This is a genomic window from Anoxybacillus thermarum, from assembly GCF_000836725.1.
Taxonomy (GTDB): Bacteria; Bacillota; Bacilli; order Bacillales; family Anoxybacillaceae; genus Anoxybacillus; species Anoxybacillus thermarum.
On the sequence record NZ_JXTH01000047.1, the window covers coordinates 1 to 19,867 of the forward strand.

16 protein-coding genes and 2 pseudogenes are annotated in these 19,867 nt (G+C 43.0%); 11 read left to right on the forward strand and 7 right to left on the reverse strand.

The features are described from left to right. A partial coding sequence (locus LH47_RS10810) for a transposase (RefSeq protein ID WP_043966012.1) occupies positions 1-227 on the reverse strand: 227 nt, incomplete at its 3' end. A gap of 212 nt (positions 228-439) precedes the next feature. Here LH47_RS10810 and LH47_RS10815 point away from each other — a divergent pair. The 6 genes and pseudogenes from LH47_RS10815 to LH47_RS10840 all read left to right on the forward strand — a co-directional run. Beyond that, a complete protein-coding gene (locus tag LH47_RS10815; RefSeq protein ID WP_043967387.1) occupies positions 440-838 on the forward strand; it encodes a hypothetical protein in 399 nt (132 codons plus the stop codon). A gap of 309 nt (positions 839-1,147) precedes the next feature. Further along, positions 1,148-2,029 (forward strand): UTP--glucose-1-phosphate uridylyltransferase GalU, encoded by an 882-nt coding sequence (galU, locus tag LH47_RS10820; protein WP_043967389.1) that lies wholly within the window; start codon positions 1,148-1,150, stop codon positions 2,027-2,029. Between the two features lie 275 nt (positions 2,030-2,304). Continuing rightward, entirely contained in the window at positions 2,305-3,294 is a 990-nt protein-coding gene (locus tag LH47_RS10825; RefSeq protein ID WP_043967391.1) for a LacI family DNA-binding transcriptional regulator, read from the forward strand. Further along, positions 3,291-4,175: a ribokinase gene (gene rbsK, locus LH47_RS10830; protein WP_043967393.1), complete on the forward strand. Its 885-nt coding sequence runs from the start codon at positions 3,291-3,293 to the stop codon at positions 4,173-4,175. The genes LH47_RS10825 and rbsK overlap by 4 nt, the downstream gene beginning before the upstream one ends. Before the next feature lie 5 nt (positions 4,176-4,180). Next, a complete protein-coding gene (gene rbsD, locus LH47_RS10835; protein WP_043967395.1) occupies positions 4,181-4,576 on the forward strand; it encodes a D-ribose pyranase in 396 nt (131 codons plus the stop codon). A 28-nt stretch (positions 4,577-4,604) separates the two neighbouring features. Further along, positions 4,605-4,994, forward strand: a pseudogene (locus tag LH47_RS10840) (ATP-binding cassette domain-containing protein); the annotation flags it as partial. Positions 4,995-5,150: 156 nt separating this feature from the next. Here the strand turns inward: LH47_RS10840 and LH47_RS10845 are convergent. After that, positions 5,151-5,843 carry a plasmid pRiA4b ORF-3 family protein gene (locus LH47_RS10845; RefSeq protein ID WP_235341119.1) on the reverse strand — a complete coding sequence of 231 codons (693 nt, stop codon included), beginning with the start codon at positions 5,841-5,843 and terminating at the stop codon, positions 5,151-5,153. Between the two features lie 162 nt (positions 5,844-6,005). On the opposite strand from LH47_RS10845, the gene LH47_RS10850 reads away from it, so the two are divergent. The 3 genes from LH47_RS10850 (at position 6,006) to LH47_RS10860 (ending at position 11,500) form a co-directional block, all read left to right on the forward strand. After that, positions 6,006-7,307: a UDP-glucose dehydrogenase family protein gene (locus LH47_RS10850; protein WP_043967399.1), complete on the forward strand. Its 1,302-nt coding sequence runs from the start codon at positions 6,006-6,008 to the stop codon at positions 7,305-7,307. Between the two features lie 74 nt (positions 7,308-7,381). Next, the gene (galE, locus tag LH47_RS10855) at positions 7,382-8,353 is read left to right on the forward strand and encodes a UDP-glucose 4-epimerase GalE (protein ID WP_043967401.1); all 972 of its coding nucleotides are present in this window, start codon (positions 7,382-7,384) and stop codon (positions 8,351-8,353) included. Between the two features lie 96 nt (positions 8,354-8,449). Continuing rightward, positions 8,450-11,500, forward strand: coding sequence for an efflux RND transporter permease subunit (locus LH47_RS10860; RefSeq protein ID WP_043967403.1), 3,051 nt, complete (start codon positions 8,450-8,452; stop codon positions 11,498-11,500). A 123-nt stretch (positions 11,501-11,623) separates the two neighbouring features. Here LH47_RS10860 and LH47_RS10865 read toward each other — a convergent pair whose 3' ends face one another. From LH47_RS10865 to LH47_RS10875, 3 genes are read right to left on the reverse strand one after another with little or no spacing between them, the layout of a single operon-like run. Further along, complete coding sequence (locus LH47_RS10865; protein ID WP_407637161.1) at positions 11,624-14,326, reverse strand: DEAD/DEAH box helicase; 2,703 nt, start codon at positions 14,324-14,326, stop codon at positions 11,624-11,626. After that, entirely contained in the window at positions 14,326-15,981 is a 1,656-nt protein-coding gene (locus LH47_RS10870; RefSeq protein ID WP_043967406.1) for an SWIM zinc finger family protein, read from the reverse strand. The genes LH47_RS10865 and LH47_RS10870 overlap by 1 nt, the downstream gene beginning before the upstream one ends. A 54-nt stretch (positions 15,982-16,035) precedes the next feature. After that, a complete protein-coding gene (locus LH47_RS10875; protein ID WP_043967408.1) occupies positions 16,036-16,479 on the reverse strand; it encodes an Rrf2 family transcriptional regulator in 444 nt (147 codons plus the stop codon). A 170-nt stretch (positions 16,480-16,649) separates the two neighbouring features. Here LH47_RS10875 and hmpA point away from each other — a divergent pair, with 170 nt between their 5' ends. Further along, a complete protein-coding gene (gene hmpA / locus LH47_RS10880) occupies positions 16,650-17,879 on the forward strand; it encodes an NO-inducible flavohemoprotein (RefSeq protein ID WP_043967410.1) in 1,230 nt (409 codons plus the stop codon). Between the two features lie 136 nt (positions 17,880-18,015). Continuing rightward, positions 18,016-18,435, forward strand: a complete 420-nt coding sequence (locus LH47_RS10885) for a VanZ family protein (protein ID WP_043967412.1) — start codon at positions 18,016-18,018, stop codon at positions 18,433-18,435. A gap of 8 nt (positions 18,436-18,443) precedes the next feature. Here LH47_RS10885 and LH47_RS10890 read toward each other — a convergent pair whose 3' ends face one another. Both LH47_RS10890 and LH47_RS15350 read right to left on the reverse strand, forming a co-directional pair. After that, a complete protein-coding gene (locus tag LH47_RS10890) occupies positions 18,444-19,496 on the reverse strand; it encodes a Fic family protein (RefSeq protein WP_084221319.1) in 1,053 nt (350 codons plus the stop codon). A 227-nt stretch (positions 19,497-19,723) separates the two neighbouring features. Next, positions 19,724-19,867 (reverse strand): annotated as a pseudogene (locus LH47_RS15350) (UPF0236 family protein); the annotation flags it as partial.

A 19,867-nucleotide genomic window follows, 5' to 3' on the forward strand; every position in this document is an offset into this window, starting at 1 on the left:
GAACGAATGCCAAAGATATAACGGATCAAGTACATTTTGAACAACACAACCGGATCAATACTTGGTCGTCCATGATCGGGTGAGTATAGGTCTTTGACAATGTCGTAAATAAAAGAGAAGTCAATCGCTTTTTCTAGCTTACGCACAAGGTGATCCTCAGGAACAAGGTCATCAATCTTTACCGTTGTTTCCATATGTCTACGATCTTCTTGATGACGTTGAAGCATCCGATTTCCCCCTCCTATAAATACCCTTATACCTATATATTAAAACAGCTTGTCGACTTTGTCGACAAGCTGGCGCAAGAGATTTCCTCTTGCGTTTTTTTATTCCCTATCTTCCTATAACAACTAGCAAAGTTATAAAAAAACTTTGTCAATCCATGTTTTTTTATGATACATTAGCGTTTGACGATAATGATATGGAGGGTTTTTTATATATGTTAAAACAGCTTTCTCATCGCATGAAAATGAACATGACGCTGTCGATTAAAAAAGTGTTTGAACGATACATGGCAACAATCGGTTGGGATGAAACGAAATACGATGCGGCGGAACTGATGGAACAATGGCGTCATTACTTGTACAATGAAGCAACGTGGTTTTCAGAATTGGATGATGCGGTCAAAAGCAATCCGGAATTTCATGAACAGCTCGCCAACCGCATTAACGAAATTATCGGCCAACTCGTCAACGAACCGCCAACCGACGAACAAATCGCAGAAATTAACCGTCTCGTCGAACGGCTCGGCATCGAAGATTTTCCTTACGGCTGCAAATTAGAAGCAAAATATCATATCGAACGTCTCCAACAAGAGCTAAAAAAAAAGAAAAGCTGACGAAACGAGCGAGCGAAAAACAGCGAAAGCTAGCGGAAATTTTATATTATCAAGCATATGATGAGCCATTGCCGAATCGTGAGTATACGGTTGGGGATCTTTCTAAATTAATTAAAGAAGCAAAACAGAAGCTTCGAATGGAATTAGACGAAGAAAAGTATGTTCATTAAATTTGTTACTGATACCGACAGGGTTACATCTGTCGGTTGTTTTTTATAAAAAAATAGTAGAAGTCACTTATTTTTCACAATAAAATAATAATAAGTATATTGTAATTCTCTATTTGGTTTAATTCTGGGGGGAAAAGGGATGAAAACAGTTCGTAAAGCCATCATTCCAGCTGCGGGGCTCGGTACGCGCTTTTTGCCTGCGACAAAAGCGATGCCGAAGGAAATGCTTCCAATTGTCGACAAACCGACGATTCAATACATCGTTGAAGAAGCGATTGAATCGGGCATTGAAGATATTATTATCGTCACAGGAAAAGGAAAACGTGCGATCGAAGACCACTTCGATCATGCGTTCGAACTTGAACAAACTTTGCTGAAAAGCAACAAACACGATTTGCTTGAAAAAGTGAAAGAGCCGTCGAAAGTCGACATTCATTACATTCGCCAAAAGGAGCCAAAAGGGCTAGGTCATGCGGTCTGGTGCGCCCGCAAATTTATCGGCGACGAACCGTTTGCGGTGTTGCTTGGCGACGACATCGTCCAAGCCGATACCCCTTGCTTAAAGCAGCTGATGAACGAGTTCGAACAAACACATAGCTCCATCATCGGAGTGAAACAAGTCAGAGACGATGAAACACATCGTTACGGCATTATCGACCCACTCGACAAAAAAGGCCGTCGCTATCAAGTGAAACAATTTGTCGAAAAACCACCCATGGGAACTGCTCCATCGAACTTGGCAATTATGGGAAGGTATATTTTAACACCAGAAATTTTCATGTTTCTCGACAAGCAAGAAGCAGGGGCAGGTGGAGAAATTCAGCTGACTGATGCGATTCAACAGTTAAACGAAATTCAGCGTGTTTTTGCATATGAGTTTGAAGGTAAGAGGTATGACGTTGGAGAGAAGTTAGGGTTTATCCAAACAACGATTGAGTTCGGCTTGCAAAATGAAGAGATTAGAGATGAGCTATTAAAATTTATGGAGAAAATCGTTGAAGAAGAAGGACGATCAAAATAAAGCTTTGAGGATACTAGTCTTCAAGGCTTACTTCTTTGCATTTGGATTATTTAACTAATATACTCCTTTTTTATGTGTTTTTTTAGGTTAAGCTGGAATGAATCAAACTCTCCCAATGAAACGAGAAGCAATATGTTTGTATAGAGTGATGGGGTAATGGTTCTATTTTTATGAAATTTGTCGCTAAAAAAATAACAGGAAACGCTTGACTATATTTGAAAGTTTCTGTTATATTATATGTAACCGGTTACATAAAACAGAGGTGGAGAATAAATATGGCTACAATCCGAGATGTTGCCAAGTTGGCAGGGGTATCGGTTGCAACGGTTTCGCGTGTGTTGAACCAAAACGGTTATGTGAATGAAGAAACGGAAAAACGGGTGCGAAAAGCGATTGAGAAATTGAACTATAAGCCGAATGAAGTGGCACGGACGTTATTCAAAAAAACATCGAAAACGATTGGATTAATTGTTCCAGATATTTCGAATCCTTTTTTTCCTGAACTTGTTCGAGCCATTGAAGATGTGATGAACATTTACGATTATACAGTCATTTTGTGCAATTCCGATGAAAAAAGCGAAAAAGAGAAGCAATATATGGATGTGCTAAAACAAAAATATGTAGACGGCATGATTTTAACGACGAATCAACTGGCGATTGAGGAAGTGATGGAGTTAGATATTCCAATCGTCGTTCTTGACCGGCCGTCAGATCATTCCTTCCCATCGGTCATTGCGGATAATTATCATGGAGCCAGGCTAGCGACAAGGCATTTGTATGGCATCGGATGCCGAAAAATTGCCCATATTCAAGGCCCAGCGCATGTAGTAAACGCGATGCAGCGTTTTTACGGGTATCGCGATGAAATGAAAAGTCTAGGGCTTTGGGAAGAAGCGCTCATCATTCAAGGAAATTATCAGCTAAGACAAGCAAAGGAGGCAGTGCTACAAGCTCTTCAAACAAATCAAGTTGATGGAATTTTTGCTGGGAACGATGCGATGGCGGTTGGAGCACTAAAAGCTGTTCAACAACTGGGGCTACGCGTCCCTGAAGATGTGGCAATCATTGGGTATGACGGTATCCCGTTAACAGAGATGACAACACCGGAGCTGTCGACCATTTCGCAACCGATTTATGAAATGGGAGCGATTGCGGCACGGCTTTTAGTGAAAAAAATTGAAGGTCAATTCATTGAGCAGCTTCATTACGTATTGCCTGTTACACTTATTGAGCGAGAGTCGACGAACAGGAGGGGAAAATCGTGAAAAAGCCGACAATCACTGTCATTGGAAGCATGAATATGGATTTAGTGACGATCGCGAAACGAATGCCGCTACAAGGCGAAACGGTACTAGGGGAAATGTTTCGCCTCATCCCTGGGGGGAAGGGCGCGAATCAAGCGGTAGCGGCAGCACGGCTTGGTGCGGATGTTCATATGATAGGTGCTGTTGGTGCTGATGCGTTTGGAACAGAGTTGCTTCAGCATTTAAAAAGAGAAGGGATTTTTGTTGACGGTGTGAAACCGGTTACAGATATTGAAACGGGTATTGCGACGATTGTCATTTCCGAAGGAGATAACCGTATCATCGTCGTCCCTGGGGCCAATCACGCGCTATGCCCAGATGATCTAGAGCGATGGGAAGAGAAGATCGCAAAAAGTGATGTTTGCCTTCTTCAACTGGAAATTCCACTTTCTGTTGTGGAACGGGCGGTGTTGATCGCAAAACGGCACGCTGTTCGCGTCATTTTAAACCCAGCACCAGCGCAGCCGCTTCCAGACATGTTACTCGATCAAGTAGATGTTTTAACGCCAAATGAGCACGAAAGAGATATTGTGCTAGCAGGGAGAGCGATAGAGAAGTGGGTGCACAAATTTATCGTGACAGAAGGAAAACGCGGCGTTTCGTTCCAGCGAAACGGTGAATGGATACGTATTTCGGGGTTTCACGTACCAGTTGTCGATACGACAGGGGCGGGGGATACGTTCAACGGGGCGCTGGCGGTGGCATTAAGTAAAGGTATGGCATTAGAAGAAGCTTGCGGTTATGCGAACGCGGCAGCAGCACTTTCAGTAACTAAGTTAGGGGCGCAAACGGGAATGCCGACAAAAAAAGAACTTGAGTCGTTTCTTGCGGAGAAAGGGTGAAAACGATGAAAAAACATGGGGTATTAAATAAAGAACTAAATACAGCATTTGCTTCGCTAGGACATACAGATATGATTGTCATCGCTGATTGTGGGTTGCCAATTCCGAAAGAAGTGACGCGCATAGATTTATCCGTTGTTAAAGGCTTTCCGTCCTTTTTATCTGTACTCGATCCCATTTTAGAAGAATTGGAGATTGAAGCGATTACGATTGCGGAAGAAATGCAATCACACAATCAAATAATGTACCAAGAAATACAAAAGAGATTTATGAACACGACGACACATATCGTTTCCCATGAACAACTAAAAGAAATGATGAAATCAGCCAAAGCGGTGATTCGTACAGGAGAAGCGACTCCTTACGCCAATATGATTCTTCACTCCGGCGTCAATTTTTAAGGGGGAGAGAGACGTGCCATTCATTCAAATGAAAGGAATTAAAAAGGCGTTTCACCAACATCTCGTCTTAGATGGAGTCGATTTTGAAGTATGTGCAGGAGAAGTGCATGCGCTCATGGGGGAGAATGGAGCAGGGAAATCGACGTTAATGAAAATATTGACAGGGATGTATGAAAAAGATACCGGGACGATTACAGTAGATGGAAAAGAGGTTCATTATCGGCACCCAAAAGAAGCGGAGCGAGACGGCATTGTGTTTATTCATCAAGAACTGAACATCATTCCGACGTTAACAGTCGCAGAAAATGTGTTTTTAGGACGTGAATATACGATCGGAAAAACAGGATGGATTCGTCAAAAAGAAATAACAAATGAGGTGAGAACATATTTACAAAAACTTGGCATGGACATCGATCCGGACAATGTCGATCAAGAAACGATTATGCGCGCAGCGACAGGGGGAGACGTATAATGCAAAAGCCAATCGTCCAGGAGAAAACAAATGTTTGGAAGTTAACAGGCGTTCATACGTGAGAGGACCGCCTTTCTTCGGCAGTCCTCTCACATTTTCGCACTACTTGAAGCGAATGGTCGCAAGTCGTCGGTTTACTTCTTCGATGTCAAAGCGCTCTGGATCAAAGTCGTCCCCGTACCATTCGGCATACCATTCTAAAAACTCTTGACGCTCTTGTTTTCGCGTATCGTCCTTCATCATATCGATCGCATCTTGGTAGCCCCAAACCCCACCAACATCTTCGGGAGGGCATGCTCGTGATCCTTTGATACAAATTGGATGTGTTAACGGTTCGATTCGCTTTTCGATTTTTTCCAATGTAATGATATGATCCCAGTTGTCTCCGAAGTCATACGTATATAGCACTTTTTGTTTCTCTTTACTTAAATATTTTTTAATCGGTGTTTTTCGTGAATCGAGCTTGTCCTTCCAAAGAGTCATAAATCGATCATCTGGATGCGGGACGTCAATGATCGCATCACTTGTTTCGAACTGATACAAATGGTAATTTCCCCATCCCATCGCCTCTTGGATAATGAGATGGAGCTGATCGAATGTTATGTCGCTTGGGACGAGCACACGTCGCCAAATCGGTGGACGGATGCCGCGCAACTGAATTTTTAATTGATAAATTGTTTCGGCTTTCTTGACTTGTTCTAAAGTTTTTTCAATCTCGTGGCGGAGCGAAGCAGGTAATGTCTCGTAATCTGATAATCTTGTAATCTTTTTTAATGTTTCCCATGCAGTTGGCATATGCTATTCCTCCTCTGTCCTTTTACTATTATCATAGACAAATGTTCACTTTCTTATAAGTGAAGTGACTTGCTTTCTAAAAAATATTTTTCAGAATAGCTGTACCGTGCAAAAGTGTTCGTATTTGTGTACACTGAAAGAAAAAGGGCACGGAGGTTAGCAATGAACATTGTCGTTGTTGGGACAGGATATGTCGGTTTAGTGACAGGTGTAGCGCTTGCGCATATTGGGCATCGGGTGACGTGCGTCGATGTCGATGAAGAAAAAGTGAAGCAGATGGGACGAGGCATTTCCCCGATTTATGAGCCGGGAATTGAGACGCTCATGAAAGAAAATATGGAGGCGAATCGTTTGTTTTTTACAACGGACGGTGCGCGTGCGTATCGCGAAGCGGATGTGATTTATATTGCGGTCGGCACGCCTGAAAACGAAGACGGCTCAGCGAATTTAACATATATTTATCAAGCGGTGAAAGATATTGCCTCATCCGTGACGAAAGATGTCATTGTCGTGACAAAAAGTACGGTGCCGGTCGGGACGAATCACGAGATGCAGCGCATGTTTCAACAGCTCGCTCCGCATGTGCGCATCGATGTCGTGTCCAATCCTGAATTTTTACGGGAAGGCTCAGCAATTTATGATACGTTTCATGGCGACCGAATTGTGATCGGGGCGGATGATGAACGGGCAGCAGCTGTGGTCGCACACATTCATCGTCCATTTGGCATTCCGATTTTTCAAACCGATATTCGTAGCGCAGAGATGATTAAATATGCCTCAAACGCCTTTTTGGCGACGAAAATTAGCTTTATTAACGAAATTGCGAACATATGTGAAAAAGTTGGTGCCGATATTGAACAAGTGGCAGCCGGAATGGGAATGGATCAACGCATCGGCTCATCGTTTTTACGGGCGGGCATTGGATATGGCGGTTCGTGTTTTCCGAAAGATACGAAAGCGTTAGCGAAAATTGCCGCAAATATCGATCATGATTTCGAGCTGCTGAAGGCGGTCATTGAAGTGAACAATAAGCAACAACGAAAGCTCATTGAAAAAGCAAGAGAGCGTTTTGGACATATTCAAGGCAAAAAAATCGCCATTCTCGGTTTGTCGTTTAAGCCAAATACAGACGATATGCGGGAAGCTGCGTCGCTTGTCATCGCACGGGAACTTGTTGCTGAGCAGGCGATCGTTGTCGCTTACGATCCGATTGCGATCAATAAAGCAAAAGCCGTATTGCCGAAAGAAGTTATATACGCAAGCCATGTCGAAGAAGCGCTCAAAGACGCTGATGCAGCGATGATTTTAACAGAGTGGGATGAATTCCGTCAGCTTGACTTATCTATATACGTCAAGCAAATGAAAACGCCAATTATTTTTGATGGGCGCAATTGTTACGCGCTTGAAGATGTCAAAAAATATGCAATCGAATATTATTCGATCGGGAGAAAGCCAATGAATTAAGACAGAAATGATGATAGATTTTTACATATATGTATAGTAATATGTTCATATATCGAGTTGAAAGGAGTTTCTGTATGATTTTAGTCGTTGGTGGGGCAGGATATATCGGCAGCCATGTAGTGAAGGAGTTAGTCGAAACGAAGCCGGTCATCGTGCTTGATAACTTGTCGACAGGACATCGTCATCTCGTTGACAAACGAGCGGTGTTTGTGCATGGCGATTTAGGCGATCGTGCGGCGCTTATGCGCATATTTGAAAAATATCCAATCGATGCGGTCATGCATTTTGCGGCAAACAGTTTAGTTGGCGAGTCGGTTGTCGAGCCGATGAAATATTACAAAAACAATGTCGCAGCGACGTTGACATTATTAGAAACGATGATGGAATATGGAGTGAAGCGCTTCATTTTTTCGTCGACGGCTGCGGTATATGGCATTCCGAACGTCGATCTCATTACAGAACAATGTCCGACAAATCCAATTAATCCGTACGGTCGTTCGAAGTTAATGATTGAGCATATGCTTTCTGATTTTGCATCAGCATATGATTTACGTTACGTTGTGTTGCGCTATTTTAATGCGGCAGGTGCGCATACAAGCGGTGACATTGGAGAGGATCATCACCCAGAAACGCACTTAATTCCGCTTATTTTGCAGCATTTGCTCGGATTACGCGATAAAATTTCAGTGTTTGGCACAGATTACGATACGCCAGACGGCACATGTATTCGGGATTACATTCATGTGACCGATTTAGCGGAGGCGCACATTCTCGCTTTGCATGCCCTCCTTTCTGATGAGAAAAAGACGGCGGTGTACAACCTTGGCAACGGGCTCGGTTATTCGGTGAAAGAAGTGATCGACATGTGCGAGCGCGTCACAGGGAAAAAAGCAACGATTGAATATACAGAGCGCCGTCCGGGAGATCCGGCTCGACTCGTTGCTTCATCCGAAAAAATTGCCCGCGAACTCGGCTGGCAAGCGACACGTTCGTTAGAGGACATCATTAAAACCGCTTGGAATTGGCATAATAAGCAAAGAGGTTGAATACGTTTCAGCCTCTTTTTTCGTTTGTTTCCAAATTTGACAATCGATTTATGTGTTCGTTACTCTATCATTAGAACAAATATGGGGGGATATACGGTGGGCATTAGCCATTTTTCGATTCGGCGTCCTGTGCTGACATTTGTGTCGATGATTATCGTCATTCTTTTAGGGGCGGTATCGTTGCTCAATATTCCAATGAAGCTAATTCCAGATATTCAGCCACCCGTAGGGGTTGTTGTGGCGACGTATCCGGGGGCAGGGCCAACGGAAGTGCTTGAAAAAGTGACGAAGCCGTTAGAAAGCAGTTTAGCGACATTGCCGGGGTTAAAGTCGATGACGTCAACATCCCAAGAAGGCTCGACACTCATTTTATTGCAGTTTTCATGGGCGACAGTCATTGACGAGATGCAAAATGATGTGATGCAGCGCATCGATCAAGCGCCACTTCCAGATGATGTGCAAAAGCCGTCATTTTTAAAGTTTGATCCGTCGCAGTTTCCGATTATTCAAATGACGTTAACAAGCAAAAAAGAAACAGGCGAGTTGAACGCATTAGCGCAGCAGTTAAAAGCGGAGCTTGCAAAAACGGAAGGGGTTGCGAGCGTGAACGTATCGGGCACGTTAACGAAACGGGTGCGCGTGCTCGTTGATCAAAATAAGCTTCGTACATATCGCCTGTCGCAACAAGATATCGCTAATCTTATTTCAGCGAATAACGTGTCGCTGCCGGGTGAAACGGTTGTGGTCGATGAGCGGCAATTGTCGACGCGCATTTTAAGCACTGTGCAATCGGTCGACGATTTAAAAAAGCTCGTCGTTGCGGTGAATCCGTTGACAAATGAACGCATTCGTCTACAAGACGTGGCGAAAGTTGAGCTCGTCTCACCAAAGCAACAAACGATTACTCGAACGAATGAACAGCCATCTGTGCTCATGAGCGTACTGCAAAAGGCGGATGCGAATACGGCGGAAGTGTCACAATCGTTTCAAAAGCAGCTAGATAAGCTATTGAAAAAAGAACAATTTAAAAACGTCCATGTCGATATTTTATTTGACCAAGGGGAGTTTATTGAACGGACGATTCGCAATATTGCCCAGTCGCTCGTTTTAGGTGGCGCGTTTGCGATGGCTGTGTTGTTTTTATTTTTACGCAATATAAAAAGCCCGATCATTATCGGCATCGCCATTCCGTATTCGGTCATTGTGACGTTCGTTTTAATGTATTTTTCCGACTTTACGTTAAATATTATGACGCTTGGCGGATTAGCACTCGGAATCGGTATGCTTGTCGACAACTCGATCGTCGTCATTGAAAATATTTCGCGCCATTTGGCGATGGGGAAAGAGCCGAAAGAAGCGGCAAAAGACGGGGTGAGCGAAGTCGGAAGCGCCATTGTCGCCTCGACGTTGACGAGCGTGGCGGTATTTATTCCTGTATTATTTATTACCGGATTAATTGGTGATTTGTTTACCGAGTTTGCGTTAACGATTGCGTTTAGTTTGCTTGCTTCGTTGTTTGTCGCGTTAACGGTTGTGCCGATGCTTGCGAGCCGTTGGCTACGTCCGCGCAGACGTTATCGGGAAGAAGCGCGATTATCTTCTCCCCCGATGCGCGCGCTGGAAAAAAGCATTCGTTGGGCATTGCGCCATCGTTTTATCGTGTTATTGTTAGCGGTTGGATTGCTTGGCGTTGGTGTTGTCGGTGTAACGAACGTAGGCATGCAGTTTTTGCCGAATACGGATGAGGGATTTTTCTCGATTCGCGTGCAAACGGGTGACGGTTACTCTTTAGAAGCGACAGAGCGCGTCGTTGCCGCCATTGAACATGAATTAAAGCAAGTCGATGAGATTGAAACGTACGTGAGTCTCATCGGTTCAACGCAAGAACAGTCGTTTCGCGGGACGACGCAAAGCAACGTCGCTGAAATATATGTGAAAATGAAGCCGAAAGATGAGCGAAATCGGTCTGTGTTCGTTGTCGTTGACGAATTAAAAGCGCCTGTGCAACAAGCGGTAAAAAACGTGAATCAAACAGCGGAAGTATCGTTTAACTTGCAAGCGTCGACAGGAAGTGCGCCAAATACGTTAACGTTCAGCGTGAAAGATACGGATGAACAGCGTCTAAAGCAGGTGGTTAGCCAAATTGAAAAGCGGATAAAAGCGTTAAAAGAAGTAAAAGAAGTATCGACAGATTTATCGGAAACGGTCGATGAAATTCAAGTACAGATCGATCGCGATAAAGCGTTACGGCATGGGTTGACGCCAGCGCAAGTGGCGGTCGTTGCCCAACAAATGACGCGCGGAATGACGGCGACGCGCATCATTGATGCATCTGCGAACGTATACGATGTGACGGTTGAATACGATGAAAACGTGAAAAATTCTGTGTCCGACTTAAAGCAGCTGCTTGTGAAAAAGCCGGACGGTTCGTTTGTGAAACTCGGCGATATCGCCTCGGTCACCGTTGGAAAAAGCCGTGTCCAAATTCAGCGCGTAAATGAGCAAAGCGCGGTACAGTTTACGGTAAAATATAAAAGTTCGGTAACGCTGGGTGACATATCTGCGCTTGTTGATCGAGAAATCGCTAAGCTCGATCTTCCGTCTGAAACGGACATCGTCTTTAGTGGCGATCGGGAGTTATTAGAATCGTCGATTGACGATTTAGCGTTAGCGTTTGCGCTGGCGGTGACGTTCGTCTATCTTGTTATGGCGGCGCAGTTTGAATCGTTTAAACATCCGTTTATTATTATGTTTACCATTCCGCTCATGATCATCGGCATTACAGCTGGATTATGGCTAACACAAACGCCGATGAGCGTCATGGTCATTATCGGCGGCATCGTCCTTGCGGGCATTGTCGTGAACAATGCGATTGTGCTTGTCGACTACATGAACCAGATGCGCGCGCGTGGGGAGCGAGATATCATTGTCACAGCGGTGAAACTTCGTCTTCGTCCAATTTTAATGACGGCGTTAACGACGATTTTAGGTTTGTTGCCGCTTGCTTTTGGTATCGGTGACGGAGCGGAACTAAATCAACCGATGGCGATTACGGTCATTGGCGGATTAATCAGCAGCACCTTTTTAACTTTATTTATTATCCCGATTGTATATAGCTTTACGCTGCCAAGAAAGTTTTATATTTAAAAATAAACAGCCGACGTTAGCGGCTGTTTATTTTTCGTTGTTCTAGCTTTTTTGCCATTTGTTCAAGCAGTTTTTCCCATAATGTTTGTTGTTTCGTTCCTTTTTTCTTCGCCATGTTCCACCTCAAGATGATGATAAAGTAAATAGTTCGCGCAGTTGTTCGTTGGATAGTTCGGTAATCCACGTTTCGCTTTGGATGAGCTGTTCATTTAGCGCTTTTTTCATTTCAATCATTTCGTCAATTTTTTCTTCGATTGTGCCGGTTGTAATGAATTTATGAACATGAACGAATTTCGTTTGCCCAATCCGATACGCGCGGTCTGTCGCTTGATTTTCAACAGCAGGGTTCCACCAACGGTCAAAATGGATGACGTGATTTGCGGCGGTTAAGTTTAACCCTGTGCCGCCTGCTTTCAGCGATAAAATGAATATATGAAACTGTCCATTTTGAAACTGCTCAATCATCGTGTCGCGCGTTTGTTTCGGTGTGCTTCCGTTTAAAAAGACGACAGTTTCTTTCAAATGTGTCGATAACACATGCTGGATCATTTCACCCATTTGAATATATTGGGTGAAAATTAAACAACTTTCCCTATTTTCACGAATTTGTTCGACAAGTTCAAGCAATTTTTCTAGTTTATGTGATCGTTCAACGACTTGGTTTGGATGCTCTTCTTTTAAATAAAGCGCAGGGTGATTGCATAGTTGCTTTAAATTGTTTAACATTTGTAAAATAATACCGCGCCGTGCAAAGCCGTCTACTTGTTCGAGTTTTTCGAGCGACTGTTGCACAATTTGTTCATATAATGAAGCTTGCTCGACGGTCAGCGGACAATATTCTTTTTGTTCTAGTTTATCTGGTAAATCAAGCGCAATGCGTTCGTCTGTTTTCGTTCGGCGCAGCAAAAACGGGCGAATGAAGTTTTGTAGTTTTTCTGTCGCCTGCTGATCCCCATTTTTTTCAATCGGGGTGGCAAAGCGGCGTTGAAATTCTGTTTGTGAGCCTAAGTAGCCCGGATTTAAAAAGTGGAAAATGCTCCATAGCTCGTTTAACCGGTTTTCAATCGGTGTTCCTGTGAGCGCAATTTTATGTCGCCCTTTCAGCTTGCGAATAGCGCGTGCTTGCTTCGTTTGGGCGTTTTTAATGTTTTGCGCTTCATCTAAACAAATGACGTCCCAGTTGATGCTTGTGAGGTCGTCAAAATCTAAATGCGCCAAGCTATATGATGTAATGACGAGGTCGTAGCTTTTCACCTTTTCGGCAAACGCATCACCGTGTTCGCGATTTGATCCGTGATGGACGTAAACGTTTAAAGACGGCACGAATTGCTTACACTCTTTTTGCCAGTTGCCGATGACGCTCGTCGGGCAAATGAGCAAGGCAGGTCCTTTTCGTTTTTCGTTTTCTTTCACATATGCAAAATAGGCAAGCATTTGTATCGTTTTTCCAAGACCCATATCATCAGCTAAACAGCCGCCAAAGCCGAACTGACGCAAAAAGACGAGCCAGTCGACACCGCGTTGTTGATACGGACGCAACGTACCGTGAAACGTTTTTGGTACGGGGACGGTCGGAATATGGTCGATATGTTTTAATTTTTGAATGAGCGACGTAAACGAACGGTTCAGTTCAATGTCAATCGGATCGTCATGCTCATCTTGTTCTGTTCGTTGCTCAGCAAGTGTTTGTGCAAGCACGTCGCGAATGGATAGCCCTTCTTTTTTCGCTTGTTTGATTAGCGTTTGAACGCGTTGAATAAGCGCGGGATCAAGCTGCACCCATTGATCGCGAATGCGTACGAGGCGACGTTTTTGAGCCACAAGTTCTGCAAATTGCTGTTCTGTCAATTCGACACCGTTTGTAGCGATGCGCCAGTCGAAATCGACGAGTGCATCTAATCCGAATACAGATGTCGATGATGATTTGACGCGAGCTTTTACCCGAAGTTTTGTTTGTTTCACGACTTCCCACCATTCTGGCACAATGACGCGAACGCCTGCTTCAGTTAGTTCAATAGTTGCTTCCACTAAAAAGCGCCACGCTTCTTCTTCGTTTAGTTCGTTGCGCAATGCCCCGTTTTCGCTCAGCCATGGGACGATCGTTTGCCATCGTTGTTGTGCCCGTTCGACGTGACTAGCGTACGCTTGCCAAGCGCGCGGCATCGTTCCGTCATACACGGTCATTTTTTCCGTTTTCGTATCGATGAAGACGGTGTCGAGCGGCCACGGTTCATTTTCTTCGTTTGGTTCACGTAAACGAATCGCAACGACAAAAGGCGGACGGTTTCGATCCCAACCGATTTCCGTTAACCAATCGTGCTCGTCCATCAATGGCGCACCGTCGCTTGTCAGAAGCGGATATGTTTTCACGATTTGTTCCCACGTTTCTTTTAGTTCTATGTCAGCTTGAATCCAGTCGTTTATCGCTTCAGAGCGCCACATAGAAATGAACGGATGGTTCTCTTCTGTTCCTTTCCAGCCGAACTTTCCGTTTTTCCATGCTGCAAAGTCGGGCATAAACTGTTTTTGTTCGATATGTGCAATGATTTGTTTTGCCCACGATTGAAATTGTTTGCTTTGTTCATCCCATATGATGTCAACGAACTCGTTTGTGGATGGATAAGCAAAAAACGTGAGCGCTTCCCAAGGAGAAAGGAGAATGCCAATATGTGTTCCAATCGTTTCGATAGGGGCAAATGTGCCATAAAACGTTTCTTCATGCCAACAAAAGACGAGGTCTCTCCAATTACTTGGATGTGTATCGTCGCTATAAATGAAAAATTGTTTTTGTTCCTCAAGCCAGCGGCTTTGTAGTTCCAGTTGCATCATATGAATTTCCCTTTCCGTAACAAATCTTGAAAGGCGCGCAATCGTTTCGTTTGTTCAGCAAGTTTTATGATGTATGCTTCCCAGCGAGGCATTTGTTTTAAAGCACGATAATGAGCCCGTAGTTTTCGCAAATGTTTGATTGCTTGTTCGTATGCGCTCCGATTTTTTTGTTCGATGTAGTACATAATCGTTTGATGATAAAGCGGAAGAGCGAGCGAACGATCCGCTTGTTCAACGGATTTCAAATGATATGGTGGAATCATATCGACGTTTGCTTTTTCGAGCATATATAATTCGGTTAGCTTTTTCCATTTTTGTTCATCGAACAAGTAGTCGATGTACATATAAAAACTATACGGAAGAAGCTTTTGAAGAAGCTGTTCGTATCGTTCTGTTTCATCGCTTTTTGTTGCGATGCTGTATTGACTATGCGCAGATAATACGGTGCGAACAAACCAATCGCGGTCAGTCATATGAAGCGAATGTAAGTATGATTCCATATTTTTCTCAAGCCGATGAAACCACTCGGCTCCGCGTTGTATTTGTTTTTTCGCAAAAGACGTGTGCATAAAATCAATGATATGTTCCGTTGCTAAATATGGAAACGGTTCAATGAGCTGATAGGCGCGATGATCGTTTTCAAGCAAAAACGATACGTACGAAGCAGCAGCGATAAATGGGATTTTTTGTTCGACTGTTTCTTTCTCATTTAGCTTTTTTATCGCCCAGTTGCATTCTTCTTCGCGATATGACGGATCAGTAAATAGATTATTCCATATCGTTTTATATACATCTAGTATTTGTGTAAAGTACGTTAATTCGCCTGACAATATGTTTCGCGCGTACGGAATCGAAGCGTATATGAGTTGTTCGTGCAGCTTTGTACGCGGCTTTTTTGCCAAGTCTTTGATCGCTTGCTGCACCGATTGGACAATTTGATTGACGTGCCGCTCCTGCATCATCGCAGAGTAGCTCCACGGTTGTTGCGGGATGCGAGTCATTTTCATGAATGTAAATAACGATGCGTGCACGTAATACAGATGGTCCAAAAACGGTTTTTTTGCTGTCGGACGCTCGAACATTTCGAAAAAGAAATGAACGAGTCTTCGCATCTGTTCCTCCTCAGTTATATTGTAAAGGGGGATGCGGCGATATGCTTTTTCAAAGGAGTCCCACCAAGCTTCAATAATGTTTCCGTTGGGTGGCATGTCTTTCTCGCGTTGTTCAGCGGGTTGTTGGCTCACTTGTATGTTGTTTTGTTTTGCGTGTTTTTGCTTCGCGTGTTTTTGCCTCGCGTGTTTTTGCTTCGCCGTCGGCTCTTTCCATTGCCGAATCAAGTTTCCGACTACGTCGATTTGATTGTATGCATATAAAAATAACGCAACATTGTGCGGACATAATCCGACTGTTGTGCAAGAACAAGACGAACCAGCCGCTTGTTTCAGTCGAAAAGAAGGCTCATACGTATGCCCTCGGTCTGTCACCTTCCCTTTTAGTACATCATTTTCTACCGTCACATTATATACATGTCCTGTTCGATACAGTTGCCATGCTCGCTTGATGACGTCGCTATGCTTTTTGTACGGTAAAAGCTTCATGAGACGTTGAGCCGCTTTTGTCATCACTTCTTGCGATAACATCGTCTGTAACATACGAAAGCTCCTTTTTTATCAATTTGCCCTTATTTTAGCATGTGTGTTTGTTGTTTACAAACGTGGGGAATGAAAGAACGTTTTTAACGTTTGTTTATTTTGTAATAAGTCAGCAAGTGTATAGGCATCGAGCGTTTGTAAAAATGCTTGCAATGCTTCATGAAGCACATGTTTCAGTTGGCAAACGGGTGTAATAATGCAGTCATTTCCGTGAGCGGCAAAGCATTCAACGAGCGATAAATTATCTTCCGTTTGCCTAACGACAGCGCCAATGCGGATGTCTTCTGGTTTTTTAGCGAGGCGAATGCCACCGTTTCTTCCACGAATCGTTTCAATCAGACCGAGCTTCCCGAGATCGTATACGATTTTACTGAGGTGGTTTTCCGAAATGGAAAACGTACGAGAAATTTCTTTTATATTTGTTTTTTCTCCTTCTTCTAGCGCACCTAAAAAAAGAAGAACTCGTAGCGCATATTCTGTATAGTTCGTCAACTGCATAATTTTTTCACCTTTTCATTTTTATTTTACCTATATAGTAGCACATTCTTCAGTTTTTCCGTCATGTAATGAAGTAGTAATAAAAACATGTATTTTATATATTGCTTTTTTGTTCGATGTATGGTTCAATAAACATGTATATTAAATACATGTTTTGGGGGATATGTGTAATGAGTGCAACAAAATCTTTATTAAACGAACGTACGATACAAATCATTCAATCTACTGTACCTGTATTAGAACAATATGGGGAGCAAATTACACGTCGCTTTTATGAACTGATGTTTGCTAATCATCCGGAGTTATTGAACATTTTTAATCATGCTCATCAAAAACAAGGAAGACAACAAAAGGCGTTAGCAGCATCGATATATGCCGCAGCGAAGCACATTGATCGTTTAGAAGACATTTTACCTGTTGTGAAGCAAATTGGTCATAAACATCGTAGTTTAGGTGTCAAAAAGGAGCATTATCCGATTGTCGGCAAACATTTATTGCTTGCGATTAAAGATGTGCTTGGTGACGCTGCGACAGATGAAGTGATTGAAGCGTGGGGCGAAGCTTATGGAGTCATTGCTGATGTGTTTATTCAAGTAGAACAACAAATGTACGATGAGGCAGCGAAAAAACAAGGTGGATGGGTTGATTTTCGTCCTTTTGTTGTGCAGAAAAAAGTGAAAGAAAGCGATGTTATTACATCATTTTATCTCGTTCCGCAAGATGGAGGGGAAATAAGCGATTTTCTTCCCGGTCAATATGTGAGTGTGAAAGTACAAATTCCGAGCGAAAAATATACGCACATTCGTCAATATAGTTTGTCGGATATGCCAGGGCAACCATATTATCGCATCAGTGTGAAACGGGAAGTTGAAACAAATCAAAAACCTGCTGGTATTGTATCGAATTATTTGCATGAACATGTGAAAGAAGGGGACGTGCTTGAATTAAGCGCGCCAGCTGGTGATTTTACGATTGATATGAGCAAAGAAACACCGGTTGTATTTGTGAGTGGTGGTGTAGGTACTACACCGTTATTAAGTATGGCAAAGGCAGTCGCAAAACAACAGCCGAATCGCCCGATTACGTTCGTTTGTGCTGCTGTTCATGGACGTGTTCATGCGTTTGATCAAGAGTTGCGCGCACTCGTCAAACAAGGGAACGTATGTTATCATGTTTGTTATGAGCAGCCATCAAATGAAGACCGCAGTCATCCACATTTTGAAAAGGCCGGATTGGTTGATGTACAGTTGTTACAGCGTGTCATCAAGCAAACGAATGTCGATGTATATATGTGCGGTCCAATTCCGTTTATGAAAGCTGTGAAAGATGCTCTTCGTGAAAACGGAATAAGCGAACAACACATTCATTATGAATTTTTTGGTCCTGCTAGCCAATTATAAAATGATTCAGGGCTACGATATATTTAGATATTGATATGAAAAGGTGCTCTTGTTGGGCACCTTCATTTTTTCTTACAACAGAGGAGAAAATGGTAAAATGGTTTGTAGATGTTGATATGTAGAAAGGGTTTGAACAATGACACAAACAAATCGTTTGATATGGTGGGGACTTGTGTTTATATGGTGTGGGCTTATTTACTATTTTACAGAGTCTCCGCTATTTACCGGAGAGCAAACGGCGCAATGGATTCGCCATTGGTTGAATTATTTCGGGATTGAAACGAACCGTCCTGTGAGCGATGGGGTATTTTCATGGAATTTTATCGTTCGAAAATGTGCGCATATGACGGTGTTTGGAACGTTAGCGTTTCTTGCGTGGAGAGCGACAGCGTCTTACCGCTTCGCATGGTTATTTACTCTTTTTTGTGCCATCTTCGACGAATGGCATCAATCGTTTCAGCCGAAGCGAACGGCACTATTTTCTGACGTCATGATCGATATGATCGGGGCAACGATCGTTTTATGGATCGTTTGGAAGGCGAATAAGCGAGCATAGGCGCTCGCTTATTCACTAGCTTTTTTCCACTTTGCGCTTCTTCCTTTGCCAATTGGGGTAATTTTCCTTTCTTCTTTTAATTCGTTTAAGACGCGATTGATTGTTGCTTCACTAATGTCCGGACAGGCATGGCGAATATCTTCTTTTGTAAAGTACCCATTTTTTCCTTCAATAAAATCTTTAATGCGTTTTTGTTTGTTTCCGCGACTTGTTTCTATATAGCCAACACGTTCTTCGAGTTTTTTATATGCGGCAACAATGATCGATAAGAAGTAGTGCAGCCAAGGGAAAATGTCGTTTTTCCCTTCATGCCAATGGATTGATGAGCGCTTTAGCACGTCGTAATATGTTTCTTTACTTTCCTCAATGAGTGTTTCCATACTAATATAGCGGCCGACTTCATATCCGGATTTGTATAATAAAAGAAGAGTTAATAAACGTGACATCCGTCCATTGCCGTCGTGAAATGGATGAATGCAAAGGAAATCTAAAATGAAGGTTGCAATTGCAATTAATGGATGTACGTCACTTTTTTGAACTGTATGTTGAAAAGTCATGCAAAGAAGGCGCATATGTTCATCGGTTTGGAAAGCTGGTACAGGAATAAAACGGATAAACTTTTCACCATTCGGGAGTGTTTCACTTATGTACTTATCTTGATTTTTCCACTCTCCTCCTTGCGAAGGAACATACTCGTATAAATCATGATGCAGTTGTTTAATGATAGAAGGGGATAGTGGAATGGCGTCGTATGATGCGTGGATTAATTTTAACACATTTCTGTATCCGGCAATTTCCCCTTCCGATCGATCCATCGGTAACGTTCGTTCAGCCATAATGCTTTTAAGCCGTTTATCTGTAATGACGATTCCCTCAATCGCATTTGATGATTTTGTGGATTGAATGATCGCTACATTTTTCAGCGTTTCGAGTATTTGAGGAGATTGCTTTTTGTATAAGTCTTGTTTCCCTTTGTATTCATCAATTTTTGTAAGTAGTTGAATCGTTTCCATGGAGTATGGGAGATGTTTCAATAGCTCGTAATTGTATATGCGCATCATATCACCTCGTTTATAAATGATTAAGTTTAATTATAACATAATGAACTCATTTTTATAAAAATATACTCATTACATAGAGTCAGTCAAGACTTTGTGGAGAACATTTTTTCGGTTCACTACGGGTGTTGTCAATCACTAGTTAGCGAACCATTTTCAGGAATTGATATCGTAAGCGCTTTTGGACTCTCATCCCTCATCTTGAAGTGATGATATTGTATTCCATTTTTTTACACCCAACCAAAATCCCGAAGCGCCGACAACGCTTGATGGATCGGCGTCCCGGATGACCGCTGCAGACACGGTAGATTCTGACGCACCACATCTGCCCACAACCGTCCTGCCTTCCGTTTGGCCTGTTCAACCCGCTTGGA

Coding starts and splice junctions, on each gene's coding strand:
- LH47_RS10890 (WP_084221319.1), bottom strand. CDS start 19,496: ATGATGCGCATATACAATTACGAGCTATTGAAACATCTCCCATACTCC.
- rbsD (WP_043967395.1), top strand. CDS start 4,181: ATGAAAAAACATGGGGTATTAAATAAAGAACTAAATACAGCATTTGCT.
- LH47_RS10845 (WP_235341119.1), bottom strand. CDS start 5,843: ATGCCAACTGCATGGGAAACATTAAAAAAGATTACAAGATTATCAGAT.
- LH47_RS10885 (WP_043967412.1), top strand. CDS start 18,016: ATGACACAAACAAATCGTTTGATATGGTGGGGACTTGTGTTTATATGG.
- LH47_RS10815 (WP_043967387.1), top strand. CDS start 440: ATGTTAAAACAGCTTTCTCATCGCATGAAAATGAACATGACGCTGTCG.
- galE (WP_043967401.1), top strand. CDS start 7,382: ATGATTTTAGTCGTTGGTGGGGCAGGATATATCGGCAGCCATGTAGTG.
- LH47_RS10875 (WP_043967408.1), bottom strand. CDS start 16,479: ATGCAGTTGACGAACTATACAGAATATGCGCTACGAGTTCTTCTTTTT.
- LH47_RS10850 (WP_043967399.1), top strand. CDS start 6,006: ATGAACATTGTCGTTGTTGGGACAGGATATGTCGGTTTAGTGACAGGT.
- LH47_RS10865 (WP_407637161.1), bottom strand. CDS start 14,326: ATGCAACTGGAACTACAAAGCCGCTGGCTTGAGGAACAAAAACAATTT.
- LH47_RS10870 (WP_043967406.1), bottom strand. CDS start 15,981: ATGTTACAGACGATGTTATCGCAAGAAGTGATGACAAAAGCGGCTCAA.
- hmpA (WP_043967410.1), top strand. CDS start 16,650: ATGAGTGCAACAAAATCTTTATTAAACGAACGTACGATACAAATCATT.
- galU (WP_043967389.1), top strand. CDS start 1,148: ATGAAAACAGTTCGTAAAGCCATCATTCCAGCTGCGGGGCTCGGTACG.
- LH47_RS10825 (WP_043967391.1), top strand. CDS start 2,305: ATGGCTACAATCCGAGATGTTGCCAAGTTGGCAGGGGTATCGGTTGCA.